This window comes from Cupriavidus basilensis (assembly GCF_000832305.1).
Lineage (GTDB): Bacteria > Pseudomonadota > Gammaproteobacteria > Burkholderiales > Burkholderiaceae > Cupriavidus > Cupriavidus basilensis_F.
Window position 1 is genome coordinate 2709774 of sequence record NZ_CP010537.1, and the last position, 16057, is coordinate 2725830.

The 16057-nt window shown below is 65.3% G+C and carries 15 protein-coding genes; 4 read left to right on the forward strand and 11 right to left on the reverse strand.

Translation table 11 applies throughout. The features are described from left to right. Positions 1 to 5: 5 nt before the first annotated feature. Positions 6 to 974: a ubiquinol oxidase subunit II gene (cyoA, locus tag RR42_RS32600; RefSeq protein WP_043356073.1), complete on the reverse strand. Its 969-nt coding sequence runs from the start codon at positions 972 to 974 to the stop codon at positions 6 to 8. Positions 975 to 1654: 680 nt separating this feature from the next. Here cyoA and RR42_RS32605 point away from each other — a divergent pair. The 4 genes from RR42_RS32605 to RR42_RS32620 all read left to right on the forward strand — a co-directional run bounded on the left by RR42_RS32605 (position 1655) and on the right by RR42_RS32620 (position 7639). Beyond that, the gene (locus RR42_RS32605) at positions 1655 to 2623 is read left to right on the forward strand and encodes an aliphatic sulfonate ABC transporter substrate-binding protein (protein WP_043356074.1); all 969 of its coding nucleotides are present in this window, start codon (positions 1655 to 1657) and stop codon (positions 2621 to 2623) included. 122 nt (positions 2624 to 2745) lie between these two features. Continuing rightward, complete coding sequence (locus RR42_RS32610; protein ID WP_043356075.1) at positions 2746 to 4020, forward strand: O-acetylhomoserine aminocarboxypropyltransferase/cysteine synthase family protein; 1275 nt, start codon at positions 2746 to 2748, stop codon at positions 4018 to 4020. A gap of 466 nt (positions 4021 to 4486) precedes the next feature. Further along, the gene (locus tag RR42_RS32615; protein ID WP_043356076.1) at positions 4487 to 5299 is read left to right on the forward strand and encodes a MetQ/NlpA family ABC transporter substrate-binding protein; all 813 of its coding nucleotides are present in this window, start codon (positions 4487 to 4489) and stop codon (positions 5297 to 5299) included. 531 nt (positions 5300 to 5830) lie between these two features. Next, positions 5831 to 7639, forward strand: a complete 1809-nt coding sequence (locus tag RR42_RS32620) for a methyl-accepting chemotaxis protein (RefSeq protein ID WP_043356077.1) — start codon at positions 5831 to 5833, stop codon at positions 7637 to 7639. 100 nt (positions 7640 to 7739) lie between these two features. Here RR42_RS32620 and dmpG read toward each other — a convergent pair whose 3' ends face one another. The 10 genes from dmpG to RR42_RS32670 all read right to left on the reverse strand — a co-directional run bounded on the left by dmpG (position 7740) and on the right by RR42_RS32670 (position 16041). Beyond that, complete coding sequence (gene dmpG / locus RR42_RS32625; protein WP_043356078.1) at positions 7740 to 8789, reverse strand: 4-hydroxy-2-oxovalerate aldolase; 1050 nt, start codon at positions 8787 to 8789, stop codon at positions 7740 to 7742. 24 nt (positions 8790 to 8813) lie between these two features. Next, positions 8814 to 9758 carry an acetaldehyde dehydrogenase (acetylating) gene (locus RR42_RS32630; protein WP_043356079.1) on the reverse strand — a complete coding sequence of 315 codons (945 nt, stop codon included), beginning with the start codon at positions 9756 to 9758 and terminating at the stop codon, positions 8814 to 8816. 20 nt (positions 9759 to 9778) lie between these two features. After that, entirely contained in the window at positions 9779 to 9970 is a 192-nt protein-coding gene (locus RR42_RS32635) for a 2-hydroxymuconate tautomerase (RefSeq protein WP_043356081.1), read from the reverse strand. A gap of 38 nt (positions 9971 to 10008) precedes the next feature. Next, positions 10009 to 10797 carry a 2-oxo-3-hexenedioate decarboxylase gene (gene dmpH, locus RR42_RS32640; protein ID WP_043356082.1) on the reverse strand — a complete coding sequence of 263 codons (789 nt, stop codon included), beginning with the start codon at positions 10795 to 10797 and terminating at the stop codon, positions 10009 to 10011. A gap of 32 nt (positions 10798 to 10829) precedes the next feature. Further along, positions 10830 to 11612, reverse strand: a complete 783-nt coding sequence (gene dmpE, locus RR42_RS32645) for a 2-oxopent-4-enoate hydratase (protein ID WP_043356083.1) — start codon at positions 11610 to 11612, stop codon at positions 10830 to 10832. Positions 11613 to 11620: 8 nt separating this feature from the next. Beyond that, positions 11621 to 13075: a 2-hydroxymuconic semialdehyde dehydrogenase gene (locus tag RR42_RS32650; RefSeq protein WP_043356084.1), complete on the reverse strand. Its 1455-nt coding sequence runs from the start codon at positions 13073 to 13075 to the stop codon at positions 11621 to 11623. A gap of 144 nt (positions 13076 to 13219) precedes the next feature. Continuing rightward, on the reverse strand, positions 13220 to 14152 hold the full coding sequence (locus tag RR42_RS32655) for a catechol 2,3-dioxygenase (RefSeq protein WP_043356086.1): 933 nt from the start codon (positions 14150 to 14152) through the stop codon (positions 13220 to 13222). 85 nt (positions 14153 to 14237) lie between these two features. Beyond that, complete coding sequence (locus RR42_RS32660) at positions 14238 to 14585, reverse strand: 2Fe-2S iron-sulfur cluster binding domain-containing protein (protein ID WP_043356087.1); 348 nt, start codon at positions 14583 to 14585, stop codon at positions 14238 to 14240. A gap of 13 nt (positions 14586 to 14598) precedes the next feature. Continuing rightward, positions 14599 to 15666, reverse strand: a complete 1068-nt coding sequence (locus tag RR42_RS32665; protein WP_043356089.1) for an NADH:ubiquinone reductase (Na(+)-transporting) subunit F — start codon at positions 15664 to 15666, stop codon at positions 14599 to 14601. Between the two features lie 15 nt (positions 15667 to 15681). After that, the gene (locus RR42_RS32670; RefSeq protein ID WP_043356090.1) at positions 15682 to 16041 is read right to left on the reverse strand and encodes a phenol hydroxylase subunit P4; all 360 of its coding nucleotides are present in this window, start codon (positions 16039 to 16041) and stop codon (positions 15682 to 15684) included. Positions 16042 to 16057: the final 16 nt, after the last annotated feature.

The window sequence follows — 16057 nt, forward strand, 5'->3', positions numbered from 1 at the left end:
TACTCCTAGGAATTCGAGCCCGGCGCCGGCGTAGCGGGCGCGGCCATGGACACCTGGCTCACGCCGAGGGTGTTGCGCGAGGTGCAGACGGGACCAAACGAGGTGCCGTTGCCGGCGATAGCGCCACCGGCGCCGTCCATGTACTTGTGCAGGATGCCGTGGTACAGCTGCGGATCGACCTTGGCGTACAGCGCCACGGGATTCGCCTCGCTGGGCTTGGCCAGCGCGCTGTAGTCAGCCAGGGTCAGCTGGCTCGACGAGGCGCGGACCTGCTTGACCCACGCCTCGAAGTCGAAGTTCGACACCGACCTGGCCTTGAACTTCATGCCCGAGAAGCCGCCGCCGCTGTAGTTGGCCGACATGCCGTCGAACGCGCCGGTCTCGCTGGCGATCAGGTGCAGCTTGGTCTCCATGCCCGCCATGGCGTACACCTGGCTGCCCAGTTGCGGGATGAAGAAGGAATTCATGATCGAATCCGACGTGATCTTGAAGTTCACGGGAGTGTTCACCGGGAACGCGATCTCGTTGACCGTGGCGATGCCCAGGTCCGGATAGATGAACAGCCATTTCCAGTTCAGCGCAACCGCCTCGATGGTGATCGGCTTGACGTTGGATTCGATGGGCTTGTAGGGGTCCAGGTCGTGCGAGGACTTCCACGTGATGATGCCCAGCACCAGGATGATCAGGCAGGGAATCAGCCAGACCACGACTTCGATCCCGGTCGAGTGGGACCAGTCCGGCTCGTAGCGGGCCGACTTGTTGCTGGCGCGGTACTTCCAGGCGAAGGTGAAGACCAGCACGATCACCGGCACCACCACGAGCAACATCAGCCAGGTCGCGATCAGGATGATGTTTTTGACGTCAGCGCCAATCTGGCCCTTCGGATCTAGCACGGCCATGTTGCATCCGGCCAGCAAGAGCAGGGCGGCGCAAGGCATTAGCCGCGTCCAACGCGGAAGTTTGGGTATCTTCATGTCACGACTGGTTGAGTTGGCCACGGCAGCGACGGCGCGGCGTGATTTTGCTGCCAGATGCGGGAGCAAGAGGCAGGCTTAAGGCTTGGGGGAAACTGGGTCAGATCCGGGTCAAGCGACCGGTGTGCCGGGGGACGCGCCGATCAGCGGCAGCCTGGCTTGGTCCTTGTGGGACGGATCAAAGTGGGACTGCGGCGGACCACACAGCAGGACGTCGGCGTGGCGCAGCCCGGCGAGCTTGCCTGGTGGGCAAGCAGGGTGTTCGGGTGAGGTTCGCGGTACGTCAGACATCGTGGCCGGGAATCTACCGCATCGCAGCATTGAGGGTAAACCCGTGATCCGGAACACACTGTTCGGAAAATCGGACAATGCAGCTTCTTCCGTCATCTCACTGGCAACACCCAATTAAGCCGAGACATTTTTGACTGCGGCAAGGTGTCGCAGGGGTGCGCTCCCTTGAAAGCAGCTGCACAAACCGCAACGCGCGTGCGGCCGGCAATGCGGCGGGAAAACAGGATGCCACGGACCGCCGAAACGTGCTTGCCACCGCGCGGCGCCCGCCGCAGTTCTATCCAAATGCAATAACCTTCGTTCCCCTCCTCGCGCGATTTCGCAACCATAGGGCCGCATCCCTACCCCAGACCCTTGCTACCGCATCATCGACTTCGGAGAACATCGCAATGCATCCTTTCCGTCAATGGCTACCCGTCGTCGGCCGCGCCCTGGCCATCGCCGCGCTGTCCTGGTCCGCCGCCGGCCATGCCGCCGACGCGTCGGTCCGCGTGGGCTACCAGAAGGCCGGCCTGCTGGCCGTGCTCAAAGCGCAGGGCTCGCTGGAGAAAAAACTCGCCCCGCTCGGCTTCAAGGTGGAGTGGAAGGAATTCCCCGCCGGCCCGCAGTTGCTGGAGGCGCTCAATGCCGGCGGCATCGACTTTGGCTACACCGGCGCGCCGCCGGCAGTGTTCGCCCAGGCGGCGCGCGCCAACTTTGTCTACGTGGGCGCAGAGCCGGGCGGCAAGACCAACGAGGCGCTGTTCGTGCTGGAGACGTCGCCCATCCGCTCGGTGGCCGACCTGCGCGGCAAGCGCATCGCCTTGCAAAAAGGCTCCAGCTCCAACTACCTGCTGGTGCAGTTGCTGAACAAGCATGGGCTGGCCCTGCAGGACATCCAGCCGATCTACCTGCCGCCCGCCGATGCGCGCGCCGCCTTCGAGAGCGGCAACGTGGACGCCTGGGTGGTCTGGGACCCGTACTACGCGCTGGCGCAAAAGGCGCTGAAGGTGCGCACCATCGCCGACTATGAAGGCGTGCCCTCCCCCTTCAACTTCTATGAAGCCGCCAACGGCTTCGTCAAGGCGCAGCCGCAAGTGGTCAATGCCATCCTGGAGCAACTACGCGCGACCGGCCTGTGGGTGGTGAAGAACCCCGGCGAGACTGCCGCCCTGCTCGCGCCTGCCGTGGGCCTGGACGCGCAGGTCGTGCAGACCTGGCTCAAGCGCGTGCCGTACGGCGCCACCCCGGTGACGCCGGAGGTGATCGCCGCCCAGCAGCGGGTGGCCGACCTGTTCCATGAGCAGAAACTGATCCCCACCGCCGTCAAGGTCAAGGACAACGTCTGGCAGGCGAGCTTCCCCCTGGCCGGCCAGTAAGGGGGCCTATGCCCGAATCCGGGGCGGGTCCGCGCGGTCCACCCCGGATGACACACGCGAACCACCACTGCTACCATGCCCGCTCCTGAGCGTATTTATTCCAACAAGAAGACAACGACATCATGAAAATCGAGACAATCGCCGTTCACGGCGGCTACTCCCCGGACCCCACCACGCGTGCCGTGGCCGTGCCGATCTACCAGACCGTTGCGTATGCGTTCGACAACGCGCAGCACGGCGCCGACCTGTTCGACCTCAAGGTGCCCGGCAATATCTACAGCCGCATCATGAACCCCACCAACGACGTGCTGGAGCAGCGGCTGGCCGCGCTCGAGGGCGGCGTGGGCGCGCTGGCGCTGGCGTCCGGCATGGCGGCCATCACCTATGCCATCCAGACCATCGCCGAGGCCGGCGACAACATCATCTCGGCCAGCCAGCTCTACGGCGGCACCTACAACCTGTTCGCGCACACGCTGCCGCTGTCCGGCATCGAGACCCGCTTTGCCGATGGCCGCAACCCGGCCGCCTTCGGCGACCTGGTGGATGCGCGCACCAAGGCGATTTTCGTGGAGTCGGTGGGCAACCCGCTGGGCAACATCGTCGATATCGAAGCCATCGCCAAGGTGGCGCATAGCCACGGCATCCCGCTGATCGTGGACAACACCGTGCCCTCGCCCTACCTGTGCCGTCCGTTCGAGCATGGCGCGGACATCGTCGTGCACTCGCTCACCAAATACCTGGGCGGCCACGGCAACAGCGTGGGCGGCGCCATTGTCGATAGCGGCAAGTTCCCGTGGGCCGAGCACAAGGCGCGCTTCAAGCGCCTGAACGAGCCGGATGTGTCGTACCACGGCGTGGTCTACACCGAAGCGCTCGGCGCCGCCGCCTACATCGGCCGCGCCCGCGTGGTGCCGCTGCGCAATACCGGCGCGGCGCTGTCGCCGTTCAATGCCTTCCTGATCCTGCAAGGCATCGAGACCCTGGCGCTGCGCCTGGACCGCATCACCGAGAACGCGCTGGCTGTCGCACGCCACCTGAAGGCCAGCCCCAAGGTGGAGTGGGTCAACTTTGCCGGCCTGCCGGAGCACCCGGACCATGCGCTGGTGCAGCGCTACCTGGGCGGGCGCGGCCCCGGCATCCTGTCATTCGGCCTGAAGAGCGGCGGCCGCGAAGCCGGCGCGCGCTTCCTGGACGCCCTGCAACTGTTCACCCGCCTGGTCAACATCGGCGACGCCAAGTCGCTGGCGACCCATCCGGCCTCCACCACGCACCGCCAGCTCGACGCCGCCGAGCTCAAGGCCGCTGGCGTCAGCGAAGACATGGTGCGCCTGTCGATCGGCATCGAGCATATCGACGACCTGCTGGAAGACCTGGAGCGCGCGCTGGCCGCAGCCTGAGGCATTTGCCGAAGCCGCCGAGCGGGCCAAAGCCGCGCGCCATGACGACGGCTGTCTCTCCCTCTCCCCTCAGGGGGAGAGGGCCGGGGAGAGGGGTGGCTTAGCTAGGAGCCACTGGAAGCGGAGCCCGTGGTGTTTTCCAGCACGACAGCACAAATAAAAACGCCCGCCAATGAGGCGGGCGCGAATCCAATTCCTTGGTGGGATTGGAGGAGACAGTTCCATCATAACCGCAATACGGGTTATCCCGCAACTACTACCCGATTGCATATGCATATGCCGCGACACAACGGCCGTTAGCGTCACAAAAGCGCCTGCAAACCCGCTTGCAGGCATATGCAAGTGCGTTATAAGACCATGCGTTTTAACTCGTTCCTTGAACGTATGCACTTCCCTACAATGGGCATCCTTGCTTGCCGCCATCCCGGTAAGCCACGATGCACACAAACAATACGGGGAGCTTTAGATGAAACTGGGTTTCGGAATTCGACTGATTGCCGCGGCGCTCGCGCTCGGCGTGATCCAGACGGCCGGCGCGGCTGATCCGGACAAGAAGGAAATCCGCTTCGGCGCCACCGCTGGCCCCTACTCCGACCAGATCCGCTACGGCATCAAGCCCCTGCTGGAAAAAAAGGGCTACAAGGTCACTATCGTTGAGTTCAGCGACTACGTGCAGCCCAACCTGGCGCTGGCCGATGGCGCCATCGACGCCAATGCCTTCCAGCACGTCGCCTATCTGAAGAAGTTCTCCGGCGACCGCAAGCTGCAATTGTCCGAAGTCATCCAGGTCCCCACCGCGCCGATCGGCATCTACAGCCGCAAGCACAAGTCGCTGACGGAAGTGAGGCCGGGGGCGTCGGTGTCGCTGCCGAATGATCCGTCCAACCTGGCACGCGCCATCGCCATGCTCCAGCAGATCGGCTGGATCACGCTCAAGGCCGGCACCGACCCGATCCGCGCCAGCGAGCGCGACATCGAAGGCAACCCGAACAAGCTCAAGCTGATCCAGCTCGAAGCCGCGCAGCTGCCGCGCTCGCTCGACGACGTGGACTTCGCCTTCGTCAATGGCAACTTCGCGCTGTCCTCCGGCCTGAAGCTGACCGAAGCGCTGAGCCTGGAGAAGATTCCCGACTACTACATGAACCTGGTTGCGGTGCGCACCGCGGACACCGGCAAGCCGTTCGTCAAGGACATCCGCGAGGCTTACCAGTCGCCGGAATTCAAGGCGACCACGCAGCAACGCTTTGCCGGCTTCCTGCCGCCGGCCTATCAGCGCTGAGCCAGGCCGCATGCCGCGCACCGATTGCGCGGCGCCGCCATGGAGCCCCACGCGGGGCTCTTTTTTTTGCCGCGCCATCATGCATATCGGCACGCCTGTGTGGCGGTGCGCTTCACCCTCCGGACCATTGGCTTGCCGCCACTTGCCACCACGTTAACGGGTGAAGCTCCATGCGCTCAATGGGCGAAAAGACACAGCGCTCTCACGCGCGGACCACGACCTGACAAAGACGATAAGACGATAGGCCTCCACTTCGGAGGCCTTTCTTTTTTTGCGCGAAGCAGGCTCCGCCCATGCCAACAGACGCACCACTTCGATGCCAAACACCCGGAAAAGCCGGGCATCCGGATATCCGAACGGCCAGATCACGCTTTATCCGGATATCCGAATGGCGCTCTTCGCACTTTGAAAATAGACCGCCCGGCGGTCCTAAATTCGCCGGCAACAATGCCGTAAGAGCGAGCCAGGACCCTTCGCCCCCACCGCTCCAAGAGCCATCCGCCCGACGAGCCAAACAAAAAAGATCCAACTATGCTGTCCTCCCTCCGCGCGCGCATCGTGGCCCTATCCGTGGCCATCGTTGTGGTCGCACTCATTGCCAATGCCGTTATCAATCATGTGGTGGCCAGTTCGTACAGCGACGACGCCATCGACAGCAACCTGGCCGCCGTGCAGAACGGCCACGTCGGCGCCATCGCCGACTGGGTGGCGAGCCACATGCAGATGATCGACTCGCTGCAGGACGCGGCAACGCAGTCCGACACCAACGCCGCCATCGCCGCGCTCAAGCAGGTCAGCAGCGCAGGCGGCTTCGTCATGACCTACATCGGTTTTCCCGACAAGTCCCACCGGTTTTCCGATACCGAAGGCTTGCGGCCCAACTACGATCCCACGTCCCGCCCCTGGTACAAGCAGGCCGTGGCCGCGGGCAAGCCGGTGGTCACGCCGCCTTACGTGGCCGCCAGCAGCGGCAAGCTGGTCGTGACCTTCGCCGTGCCCATCCTGCGCGACGGCGCGCTCAAGGGCGTGGTGGCCGGCGACGTGTCCATGGACAGCGTCATCGCCAACATCAAGGCCATCCACCCCACACCCGCCAGCTTCGGCGTGCTGGTGACAAAGGACGGCAAGATCGTCGCCCACCAGGACGATAAGCTCACGCTCAAGCCCGTGACCGATTTGATGCCTGCGCTTGCGCTCGACAAGCTCGCAACGCTCGAAGGCGCCAAGGCGCCGTTGCAGGTCGAGGTGGACAATGCGCCCAAGCTGCTGCGGGCGCGCAGCGTGCCCGGCACGGACTGGATCGCCGTGATCGCGCTGGACCAGGGCGAGGCGACCGCAGGCATGCGCTCCATGCTGATGGCATCGGTGTTCGTGCTGATCGTGATCGCTTGCGTGGCGGCCGCCATCGTCGCCGGGGTGACAGCGGTTTCGTTCCGACGGCTGTCGGTGATTCGCGACGCCATGCGGGATATCGGTAGCGGGGATGGCGACCTGACGCGCCGCCTGCCAGCCAATGGCTCCGACGAGGTGGCGCAGATTGCGCAAGCGTTCAACGCGTTCGCCGAGAAGCTGGTCAGCGTGATGCGCCAGATTCGCGATGCCAGTGCCTCTGTACATGCTGCCGCTGACGAGATCGCGGCCGGAAACATCGACCTTTCGCGGCGAACCGAATCGGCTGCGGCGAGCCTGGAAGAGACGGCGGCGTCGATGGAACAGATCACCGCGACGGTGAGCCAGTCTGCCATGTCGGCCAAGCAGGCCGATGCGTCTGCGATCGCGGCCTCCCAGGTCGCAGGCAATGGTGGCGCCGCCATTGGCGAGGCCATTCAGACCATGAGTGAGATCGAACGGGCTTCGGTCAAGGTGTCCGACATCATCGGGGTGATCGAAGGCATTGCGTTCCAGACCAACATCCTTGCGCTGAATGCTGCAGTTGAGGCGGCGCGCGCCGGCGAGCAGGGCCGTGGATTTGCGGTGGTTGCCGGCGAGGTGCGCGGGCTGGCGCAGCGCAGTTCGCAGGCTGCGAAGGAGATCAAGACGCTGATCGAGACCACGGTCGACAGCGTGGTGTCAGGCTCCGGGCAGGTACGCCGCGCCGGAGACACGATGAATGCGATCGTCGGGAACGTGGACAAGGTGACCAGCATCATTTCCGAGATCACGAATGCTGCGCAGGAGCAGACCCGGGGCATCCAGGAGGTGAACCTGGCCGTTAGCCAGTTGGATCAGATGGTGCAGCAGAATGCGGCTCTGGTTGAGGAATCCACCGCGGCGGCCGAGGCGTTGCAGGGGCAGGCCGGCGCGTTGGCGGGGGTCGTGGGGCAGTTCAGGCTGGGGTGAGGTCCTGGGAGCCACCCCTCGCAACGTGATCAAACGACACGTGCAGCCCCGAGGACGCGCATGGTAGAGACCGCGGGCGGCCTCGATGGCATGAAGGTAGTCAGGCGGCGATTTCCGCCCTCGCCGCACGCCGCGCCACCAGGTCCAGCGCCACGTCGACGATCATGTCTTCCTGCCCGCCCACCATGCGGCGCTGGCCTAGTTCCACCAGGATATCCACGGTCTTCAGCGCATAGCGCCCGGCGGCTGCCTCCGCGTGGCGCAGGAAGCTGGAATAGACGCCCGCATAGCCAAGCGCGAGGGTCTCGCGGTCCACGCGCACCGGGCGGTCCTGCAGCGGCCGCACGATCTCGTCGGCGGCGTCCATCAGCGTGTAGAGATCGCAGCCGTGGTTCCACCCGAGCCGGCTGGTGGCGGCGATGAACACCTCCAGCGGCGCGTTGCCGGCGCCGGCGCCCATGCCGGCCAGGCTGGCGTCGATGCGGTCGCAGCCTTCTTCCACCGCGACGATGGAGTTGGCCACGCCCAGGCTCAGGTTGTGGTGTGCGTGCATGCCGGTCTGGGTCTGCGGCTTGAGCACGTCCTTGAAGGCACGGAAGCGCTCGCGCACGTCGTTCATATTGAGCGCGCCGCCGGAATCCACCACGTAGACGGTCTCGGCGCCGTAGCTTTCCATCAGCCTGGCCTGCTGCGCCAGCGCCGCGGGCGTGGTCATGTGGCTCATCATCAGGAAGCCCACCGTGTCCATGCCCAGGTTACGCGCGTACTCGATATGCTGGCGCGAGACATCCGCCTCGGTGCAGTGCGTGGCAACCCGCACCACGCGCGCGCCGGCGTCAAACGCGGCACGCAGGTCGTGCACGGTGCCCACGCCGGGCAGCAGCAAGGTGGCTACCTTGGCATGGCGGACGGTCTCTGCCGCCGCCGCGATCCACTCAAGGTCCGTGTGCGCGCCGAACCCGTAGTTAAAGCTGGAGCCGGCGAGCCCGTCGCCATGCGCGACTTCGATCGAGTCCACCTTGGCCGCATCCAGCGCCGCAGCAATGCGGCGCACATCGTCCAGGCTGTATTGGTGGCGGATGGCATGGCTGCCATCGCGCAGCGTGACGTCCGAGATATAGAGTTTCTTCTGCGTGGCTTGCTGGGTCATGTCTTCTCTCCGTGCGCCCGCCGCTTACGCGGCCAGCCGTGTTTGCGCCAGGCGCTCGGCGCAGGCGAGCGCGGCGCTGGTCATGATGTCGAGGTTGCCGGCATAAGCCGGCAGGTAGTGGGCGGCGCCCTCCACTTCCAGGAAGATCGATGTCTTGAGCCCGCTCATCAGCCCCAGCCCCGGGATATTCAACGGCGCGGACGGATCGATGCGCTCGAACTGCACCCGCTGCTTGAGCCGGTAGCCGGGCACATAGGCCTGCACCGCCTTCGCCATGGCTTGCACACTGGCCTCTATCGCCGCTTCGTCGGCGTCCTCGGACAGCGTGAACACCGTGTCGCGCATCATCAGCGGCGGCTCGGCCGGATTCAGCACGATGATGGCCTTGCCGCGCGCCGCGCCGCCCACCGAGCAGATCGCCTGGCTGGTGGTCTCGGTAAATTCGTCGATATTGGCGCGCGTGCCCGGCCCGGCGGACTTGCTGGAGATCGAGGCCACGATCTCCGCGTAATGCACCTTGGCCACGCGAGACACCGCAGCCACCATCGGGATGGTGGCCTGGCCGCCGCAGGTGACCATATTGATGTTGCTGGCCCCGAGCTGCTGGTCCAGGTTGACCACCGGCACCACGTACGGCCCGATCGCGGCCGGGGTCAGGTCGATCACCTGGATGCCGTGCTGCTGCAGGATCTGGTTGTGATGCGCGTGGGCGCCGGCCGAGGTGGCGTCGAAGGCGATGCGGATATCGCCAAAGCCTGCCATCCTCACCAGGCCTTCGATGCCCTCGGCCGTGGTGGGCACGCCCAGCCGCGCGGCCCTGGCCAGGCCGTCGGAGGCGGCGTCGATGCCAACCATCGCGCCCATCTCCAGTTGCCGCCCGTTGCGCATGACCTTGATCATCAGGTCGGTGCCGATATTGCCCGAGCCGATGATGGCTACCTTGTGCTTGCCGCTTGTTTTCATGTCCATGCTGACTCTCCGTTGCCGCTTCAGCGGCCGAGTTCTTTCGCCGTCTTTCCGGCGATGCCGAATTGCGTATTGGGGACGTCGGTGATCATCACCCGCACCGATTCGACCGGGGCGCCGATCGATTCCACCGCGGCGTCGGTCAGCGCGCGGATCAGGCCGGCCTTTTGCTCTTCGGTCCTTCCTTCAATCAAAAACACTTGCATGATGGGCATGGCTTTCCTCCTGCCAGGTGCGTTGAGTTGGTAGCGTCTCAAACGAAGCGCATCGACACCGTGCCCAGATGCTGGTAGCGCACCGTGATGCTGTCGCCGGCCGCCACCGCGATGGCCTCGGTCACGCCGCCGGTCATGATGAAAGTGCCCGCCGGCAGCTCGCGCCCGCGTGCGCCAAGCATGTTGGCCAGCATGGCCACGCTGCTGGCCGGGTGGCCGAGCACGGCGGCGCCGGCGGCGGTGGCGACCACTTCACCGTTCTTCTCCAGCACCACGCCGAGGTTCTTCAGGTCGATTCCCTCGGCGCTGCGATGCGTGCCACCGACGACAAAGCGTGCCGAGGACGTGTTGTCGGCGATCACGCTCTTGAGGTCGAAACGGAAGTTCTCATAGCGCGAGTCGATCACCTCCACCGCCGGCAGCACGAAATCGGTGGCGGCCAGCACGTCGCCGATATGGCAGCCCGGCCCCTTGAGCGGATGCTTGAGCACGAAGGCGATCTCCGCCTCCACCTTGGGATGGATCAGCGATGCGGTATCGATGGCGCCACCGTCCATGCAGGCGCCGTAGTCGGTCAGGAATCCGTAGACCGGATCCGTCACGCCCATCTGGCGCATCTTGGCGAACGAGGTCAGCCCCATCTTCAGGCCCGCAATGCGGGTGCCGCGCGCTTGCTTGCGCGCCCGGATCGCGTCCTGGATGGCGTAGGCATCCTCCCAGTCCATCTCGGGATGGGTATCGGTAATCTTGCGCACCGGCTCGCGGTTGAGCTCGGCGGTCTCCAGGTGCTCGGCAAGTTGCCGGGTGGTGTCTTGGGTGAGGTTCATGGCGTTGTCCTGGGCTGCTAGATGAAATCCGATCAAACGAAGCGCACGCCGGCGGAGCCGATGCCGCCCAGGCTGATGCGAAGCTGGTCGCCGGCCTGGACAGGCACCATCGCGGCCAGCGAGCCGGACAGGATCACCTCGCCCTTCTTCAGCCCGATGCCGAGGCGGCCCAGCGTATTGGCCAGCCACGCCACGGCGTTGGCCGGGTGGCCGAGCGCGGCGGCGCCCGCGCCGGTGGCGACGATCTCGCCGTTCTTCTCCAGCGTCATGCCAACGGTGCCGAGGTCAAGGCCGCGCGGGTCCACGGCGGCATCGCCCAGCACGAACACACCGGATGATGCGTTGTCCGCCACGGTGTCCGGGATGCGGATCTTCCAGTCGCGGATGCGCGAGTCGACGATCTCGAAGCACGGCAGCACGTAGGCGGTGGCGCGCAGCACATCGGCGTTGGTCACGCCGGGACCTTCCAGGTCTTCCTTGAGCACGAAAGCGATTTCCCCTTCGGCCTTGGGTGCGATCAGCGTGTTGGCGGCAATGGCGGTGCCGTCTGCGTGGACCATGCCGGACAGCAGGTGGCCAAAATCCGGCTGGCGCACGTCGAGCATGTCCATCACCACCCGGCTGGTCACACCGATCTTCTTGCCGATCACGCGCTCGCCGGCGTCCAGCCGGTGCTGCACCATGGCCAGCTGGATACGGTAGGCGTCGTCGATGGACAGCTCGGGGTAGCGCTCGGTCAGCGGGGCGATGGCTTGGCGTTGATCCAGCGCCTGATGCAAGCTCGCGCCAATCTCAAGAATATCTTCGGGTTTCATGGCCTGCCTCAAAGTTTCACGCACACATTGCGCAGCTCGGTATAGAACTCCAGCGAATGCACCCCGCCCTCGCGGCCGATGCCGGATTGCTTGGCGCCGCCGAAGGCGGTGCGCAGGTCGCGCAGGAACCATGCGTTGATCCAGCAGATGCCCACCTCCAGCGCGCTGCCCATGCGGTGCGCGGTGCCCAGGTCGGACGTCCATACGGTGGCGGCCAGGCCGTAAGGCGTATCGTTGGCGAGGCGAATGGCCTCTTCCTCGGTATCGAACGGCGCGATATGGCAGCAGGGGCCGAAGATCTCCTCGCGGATCACCGCCGCGTCCTCCGGCAGGCCGGTCCAGATGGTGGGCTGCACCCAGGCGCCTTCGGCCAGCGCGCCGGGCATCTCGGGCACACCGCCGCCGGTGACCACGGTAGCGCCCGCATCCGCCGCCTTGCGGTAGTAGGACAGCACCTTATCGCGATGCTCCAGCGACACCAGCGGGCCCATGTTGACGCCCTCGTCATTCGGCCTGCCAATGCGCAAGGCCTCGGCCCTGGCCTTGAGCGCCGCGACGAAGCGCGCGAAGATGGGCCGCTGCACATAGACGCGCTCGGTGCCCAGGCAGACCTGGCCGCTGTTCTCGAAGGCCGAGCGGGTGATGCCGGCCACTGCCTTGTCGAAATCCGCGTCGGCGAAGACGATGCCGGCATTCTTGCCGCCCAGCTCGAACGAAACCGGGCGTACGCCATTGGCGGCCGCCTTCATGATGGCCTCGCCAGTACGGGTCTCGCCGGTGAAGGTGATGCCGTTCACATCCGGGTGCGCGGTCAGGAAGGCGCCAGCGGAATCCGGGCCAAAGCCGTGCACCACGTTATAGACGCCCGGCGGCACGCCGGCCTCGTTCATCACCTCACCGAGCAAAGTGGCCGTGGCGGGGGTTTCCTCGGACGGCTTGACCACCACGGTATTGCCGCAAGCCAGCGCCGGGCCAACCTTCCAGGTCATCAGCAGCAGCGGCAGGTTCCACGGGCACACCACGCCGATCACGCCGCGCGGCGAGCGCACCGCATAGTTGATGGCCTCGCCGCCGTCCGGCGTGGCCATGGCGAAGCTCTCGGTGGGCACGTTCTTGATCAGGTCGGCGAACACCTTGAAGTTCGCCGCGCCGCGCGGGATGTCGACATGGCTGGCGAGGGAGTGCGGTTTGCCGGTGTCGGCGATCTCGGCTTGCAGGAAGTCGTCGAAGCGGCGGTTGATGCCGTCAGCCACCGCGTGCAATATCTCGACGCGCCGCGCCACGGTCATCTTGCCCCACGGCCCCCTCAGCGCTTGCTTTGCCGCGGCTACCGCCGCATCGACCTCGGCCTGCCCGGCTTCGTGCACACGGGCGATCAGGCTGTTATCGACCGGATTGCGGTCGTCGAACCGGCGGTTGGTGGCCACCCATTCGCCGTTGATGAAGTTCTTGAACTCTTTCATGTTGTCTCGCTTGGTGCGGCAGGGTGCGCCGCCGTGTCTTGCTGTCTTTTGTCTTTCGGCCTGCGTCTTTCGCCTTGCTCCCCTCTCCCGCTTGCGGGAGAGGGGAGCAAACATGCGGCATCGGAGAAGTCGTCGCGCTAGTGATCAGGTCAGTACATTCAGGAACGCGTCGTTCAGCTTGCGGTCGTGATAGAAGATCGCCTTGCCCAGTTCGTTGTCGGTCCATGTGATGGTCGGCTTGTCCGGATAGTGGATATAGCCGCCAGAAAAGACCTCGTTCCGGTTGCCCGATGGATCGAAGAAATAGATCGTCGCGCCGCGCGTAATGCCATGGCGCGTCGGCCCGATATCGAGCGACACGTCCTTCTTGGAAATAATGTCGGCGGCCTTCAGCACTTCGCCCCAGTTGTCCAGGTTGAACGAGGCGTGATGGAACTTGTTCTTCTCCGCATGCCGGATGAAGGCGATGTCATGCGCCTTGTTGGAGCACGTCAGGAAGGCGCCGATCATCATCTTGCCGGGGCCGGCGACCACCTCCTCGGCCAGCGTGAAGCCAAGCACGTCGCGAAACAGCCTGACGGTGCCATCCAGGTCGTCGCCGTACAGCAGGCAATGATCGAAGCGGCTGGGCGCCATGCCGCGCAGGTCGTCCGGCCACGGGTCGGGATTGCTGTCGCCGGTCAGGCAGCCCAGCTTGTCCTTGTCGGCGAAGAGCTCGATGGCATGTCCCGTGGGAATGGTGAAACGAAACCGCACGCCGGTGCGCGGATGCTCGCCGGCAGGAATCCACTGGAAGTCCGAAGCGAGTCCGGATTGCTCCACCTCCTGCGCCAGCCATTCCAACGTGCGGCCGCTATCCACGCGAAAGCCCATGTAGTCCATGCCCGGGCTGTCGGCCTCGCGCAGGACCACACTGTGGTGATCGTGCTCGTCCCAGGCCTTCAGGTAGACGCGGCCCTTGTCGTCGCGCGCGGTTTCGATCAGTCCGAGAACCTCGGTGTAGTGCTTGAGCGCCGGTTCGAGTTCCAGCACGCGCAGTGCCACGTGCCCCGGGCGCAATACGCCTGTCAATGCCATGACTGTCTCCTTGATGATGGGGTTATTGGTCCATCTTTTATTGCCGCGTTCATTGCTGCGTTCATTGCTGCATTCATTGCTGCATTTATTGCTGCTTGTTCAACTGCTCTTGCGCTGCGTCCTGCCGCGCCCGCTGCTTGTCCAGGCAGCGCTGCAGCAACGCCACCGGCTGCAGGCGGATATCGCTGTCGGGGAAGGCCTTGCAGGCGAGCACAAACCCGCTCCCCTCCTCCGCCTCCGACAGGCAGGCGCGGCTCATCTTGCCGGTGTGGTAGCGGCCAGCCTCGATGCGCACCTTGCACACTCCGCAGCCACCGCCCCGGCAGCCAGCGGGAATGCCACGCTTGCCCAGGGCTTCCATGGCGCGCAGCAGGCTCTGCTCTGGCGCACAGGGGTAGCACTGGCCGCTTCCCGCGATCTCGACGGTATGCATGCCGCACCCTCCATCAGATCTTGAACAGCGGGCTGCGCGCGCTGTTCTGTGCGTCGCCGGCCGAGATGAACTTCTCGGTGTGGATGTCCTCCTCGAACAGCCGGCCCTGCATCAACGTGCGGATGCAAGCTTCGATCATCGGCGGCGGGCCGCACAGATAGGCCTTGTGGCCACGGAAGTCGGCGGTAGCGCCATCGGCGTAAAGGCCGTGCAAGACGTCGTGCACGTAGCCGCGCGCGCCATCCCAGCCACTGTCCGCCGGTACGTCGGAGAGCGCGGGCACATAGCGAAAGTTGGGGTGCGCGCCGGCCAGTGCACGGAACGCCTCGTCGTAGTACAGCTCCGTGCGGTTGCGCGCGCCCTGCACCAGCGTGATCGGCAGCGTCTCGCCGGCAGCGAGCATGTCCAGGATCATGGCGCGCGGGCTGGACAAGCCCGAGCCGCCCGCCAGGAACAGCATGGGCTTTTGCGCTGACTTGCGCACGAAGAAGCGGCCGTAAGGCGCGGAGAATCCGAGTTCGTCGCCCACCGACAACCGATCGTGCAGGTAGCCGGTGGCCTGCCCGCCCTCCACCCGCCGCACATGCAGCTCCACCAGGTCGTCACCCGGACGGTTGGCCAGCGAGAACGCGCGCGGCTGGTCGCAGCCCGGCACATGCAGGTTGAGGTACTGGCCGGCCTGGAAGGCAGCCGCGGCGCCGCCCTTCACGCGCAGCCAGATGCCGCGGATGGTGGGGGTCAGCGCGCGGGCCTCCACCACCTCGGCACGATAGTCGGCCAGCGGCAGGCCGAGCGAGTCGGCGTCTTCCTCGATATCGGCCTCGATCACCATGTCGGACTGCGCGGTGGCGCAGCAGGCCAGGCACTGCCCGCTGTCGCGCTCGAAGTCCATCAGCGCGAAGCTGGAGGCCTCTCCGTGCTCGAACTCGCCCTCCACCACCTGCACCTTGCAGGTGGCGCACAGCCCGTGGCAGCAGGCGTGCGGCAGCCACACGCCGTTGCGCAGGCAAGCATCCAGCACGGTCTGGCCCGCTGCGATGGGGATGGTCTGCCCGATCGGTTCAATGGTCAGGGAATACATCTTTTTTCTCCTGTCTTAGCTGCCACTGCCGCCAATGCCATCCAGCCCCGGTGTGCGGAACCGGATCACCGCCTTGTGGCCCAGGCCGTTCTCTTCCAGCGTGCGATCGAGGTCTGGCTGCCAGGGCTCGCTGCCGCGCAGCCACGCCACGCGGGTCCAGTCAATGCGGGCAAAGTCGGGGTGATAGCCGTAGACGCCCGGCAGCACGTTCTCCACGACCTCGCGCAGGCGCATCGACGGCGGCAAGGGAAGGCAATGCGGGGCACAGAACAGCAAGTGGCGATCCCAGCCGATATAGAGCAGGCGGTTGCCGTGGAACACCGCTTCGCGGTCGGCGGGCTCGAACGCGTAGGGGCCAATGGATACGACGGACATGGTGGTCTCCTTATCT

Coding starts and splice junctions, on each gene's coding strand:
- RR42_RS32610 (WP_043356075.1), top strand. CDS start 2,746: ATGAAAATCGAGACAATCGCCGTTCACGGCGGCTACTCCCCGGACCCC.
- RR42_RS32650 (WP_043356084.1), bottom strand. CDS start 13,075: ATGAAAGAGTTCAAGAACTTCATCAACGGCGAATGGGTGGCCACCAAC.
- RR42_RS32655 (WP_043356086.1), bottom strand. CDS start 14,152: ATGGCATTGACAGGCGTATTGCGCCCGGGGCACGTGGCACTGCGCGTG.
- dmpH (WP_043356082.1), bottom strand. CDS start 10,797: ATGAACCTCACCCAAGACACCACCCGGCAACTTGCCGAGCACCTGGAG.
- cyoA (WP_043356073.1), bottom strand. CDS start 974: ATGAAGATACCCAAACTTCCGCGTTGGACGCGGCTAATGCCTTGCGCC.
- RR42_RS32605 (WP_043356074.1), top strand. CDS start 1,655: ATGCATCCTTTCCGTCAATGGCTACCCGTCGTCGGCCGCGCCCTGGCC.
- RR42_RS32670 (WP_043356090.1), bottom strand. CDS start 16,041: ATGTCCGTCGTATCCATTGGCCCCTACGCGTTCGAGCCCGCCGACCGC.
- RR42_RS32630 (WP_043356079.1), bottom strand. CDS start 9,758: ATGGACATGAAAACAAGCGGCAAGCACAAGGTAGCCATCATCGGCTCG.
- RR42_RS32635 (WP_043356081.1), bottom strand. CDS start 9,970: ATGCCCATCATGCAAGTGTTTTTGATTGAAGGAAGGACCGAAGAGCAA.
- RR42_RS32615 (WP_043356076.1), top strand. CDS start 4,487: ATGAAACTGGGTTTCGGAATTCGACTGATTGCCGCGGCGCTCGCGCTC.
- dmpG (WP_043356078.1), bottom strand. CDS start 8,789: ATGACCCAGCAAGCCACGCAGAAGAAACTCTATATCTCGGACGTCACG.
- RR42_RS32620 (WP_043356077.1), top strand. CDS start 5,831: ATGCTGTCCTCCCTCCGCGCGCGCATCGTGGCCCTATCCGTGGCCATC.
- RR42_RS32665 (WP_043356089.1), bottom strand. CDS start 15,666: ATGTATTCCCTGACCATTGAACCGATCGGGCAGACCATCCCCATCGCA.
- RR42_RS32660 (WP_043356087.1), bottom strand. CDS start 14,585: ATGCATACCGTCGAGATCGCGGGAAGCGGCCAGTGCTACCCCTGTGCG.
- dmpE (WP_043356083.1), bottom strand. CDS start 11,612: ATGAAACCCGAAGATATTCTTGAGATTGGCGCGAGCTTGCATCAGGCG.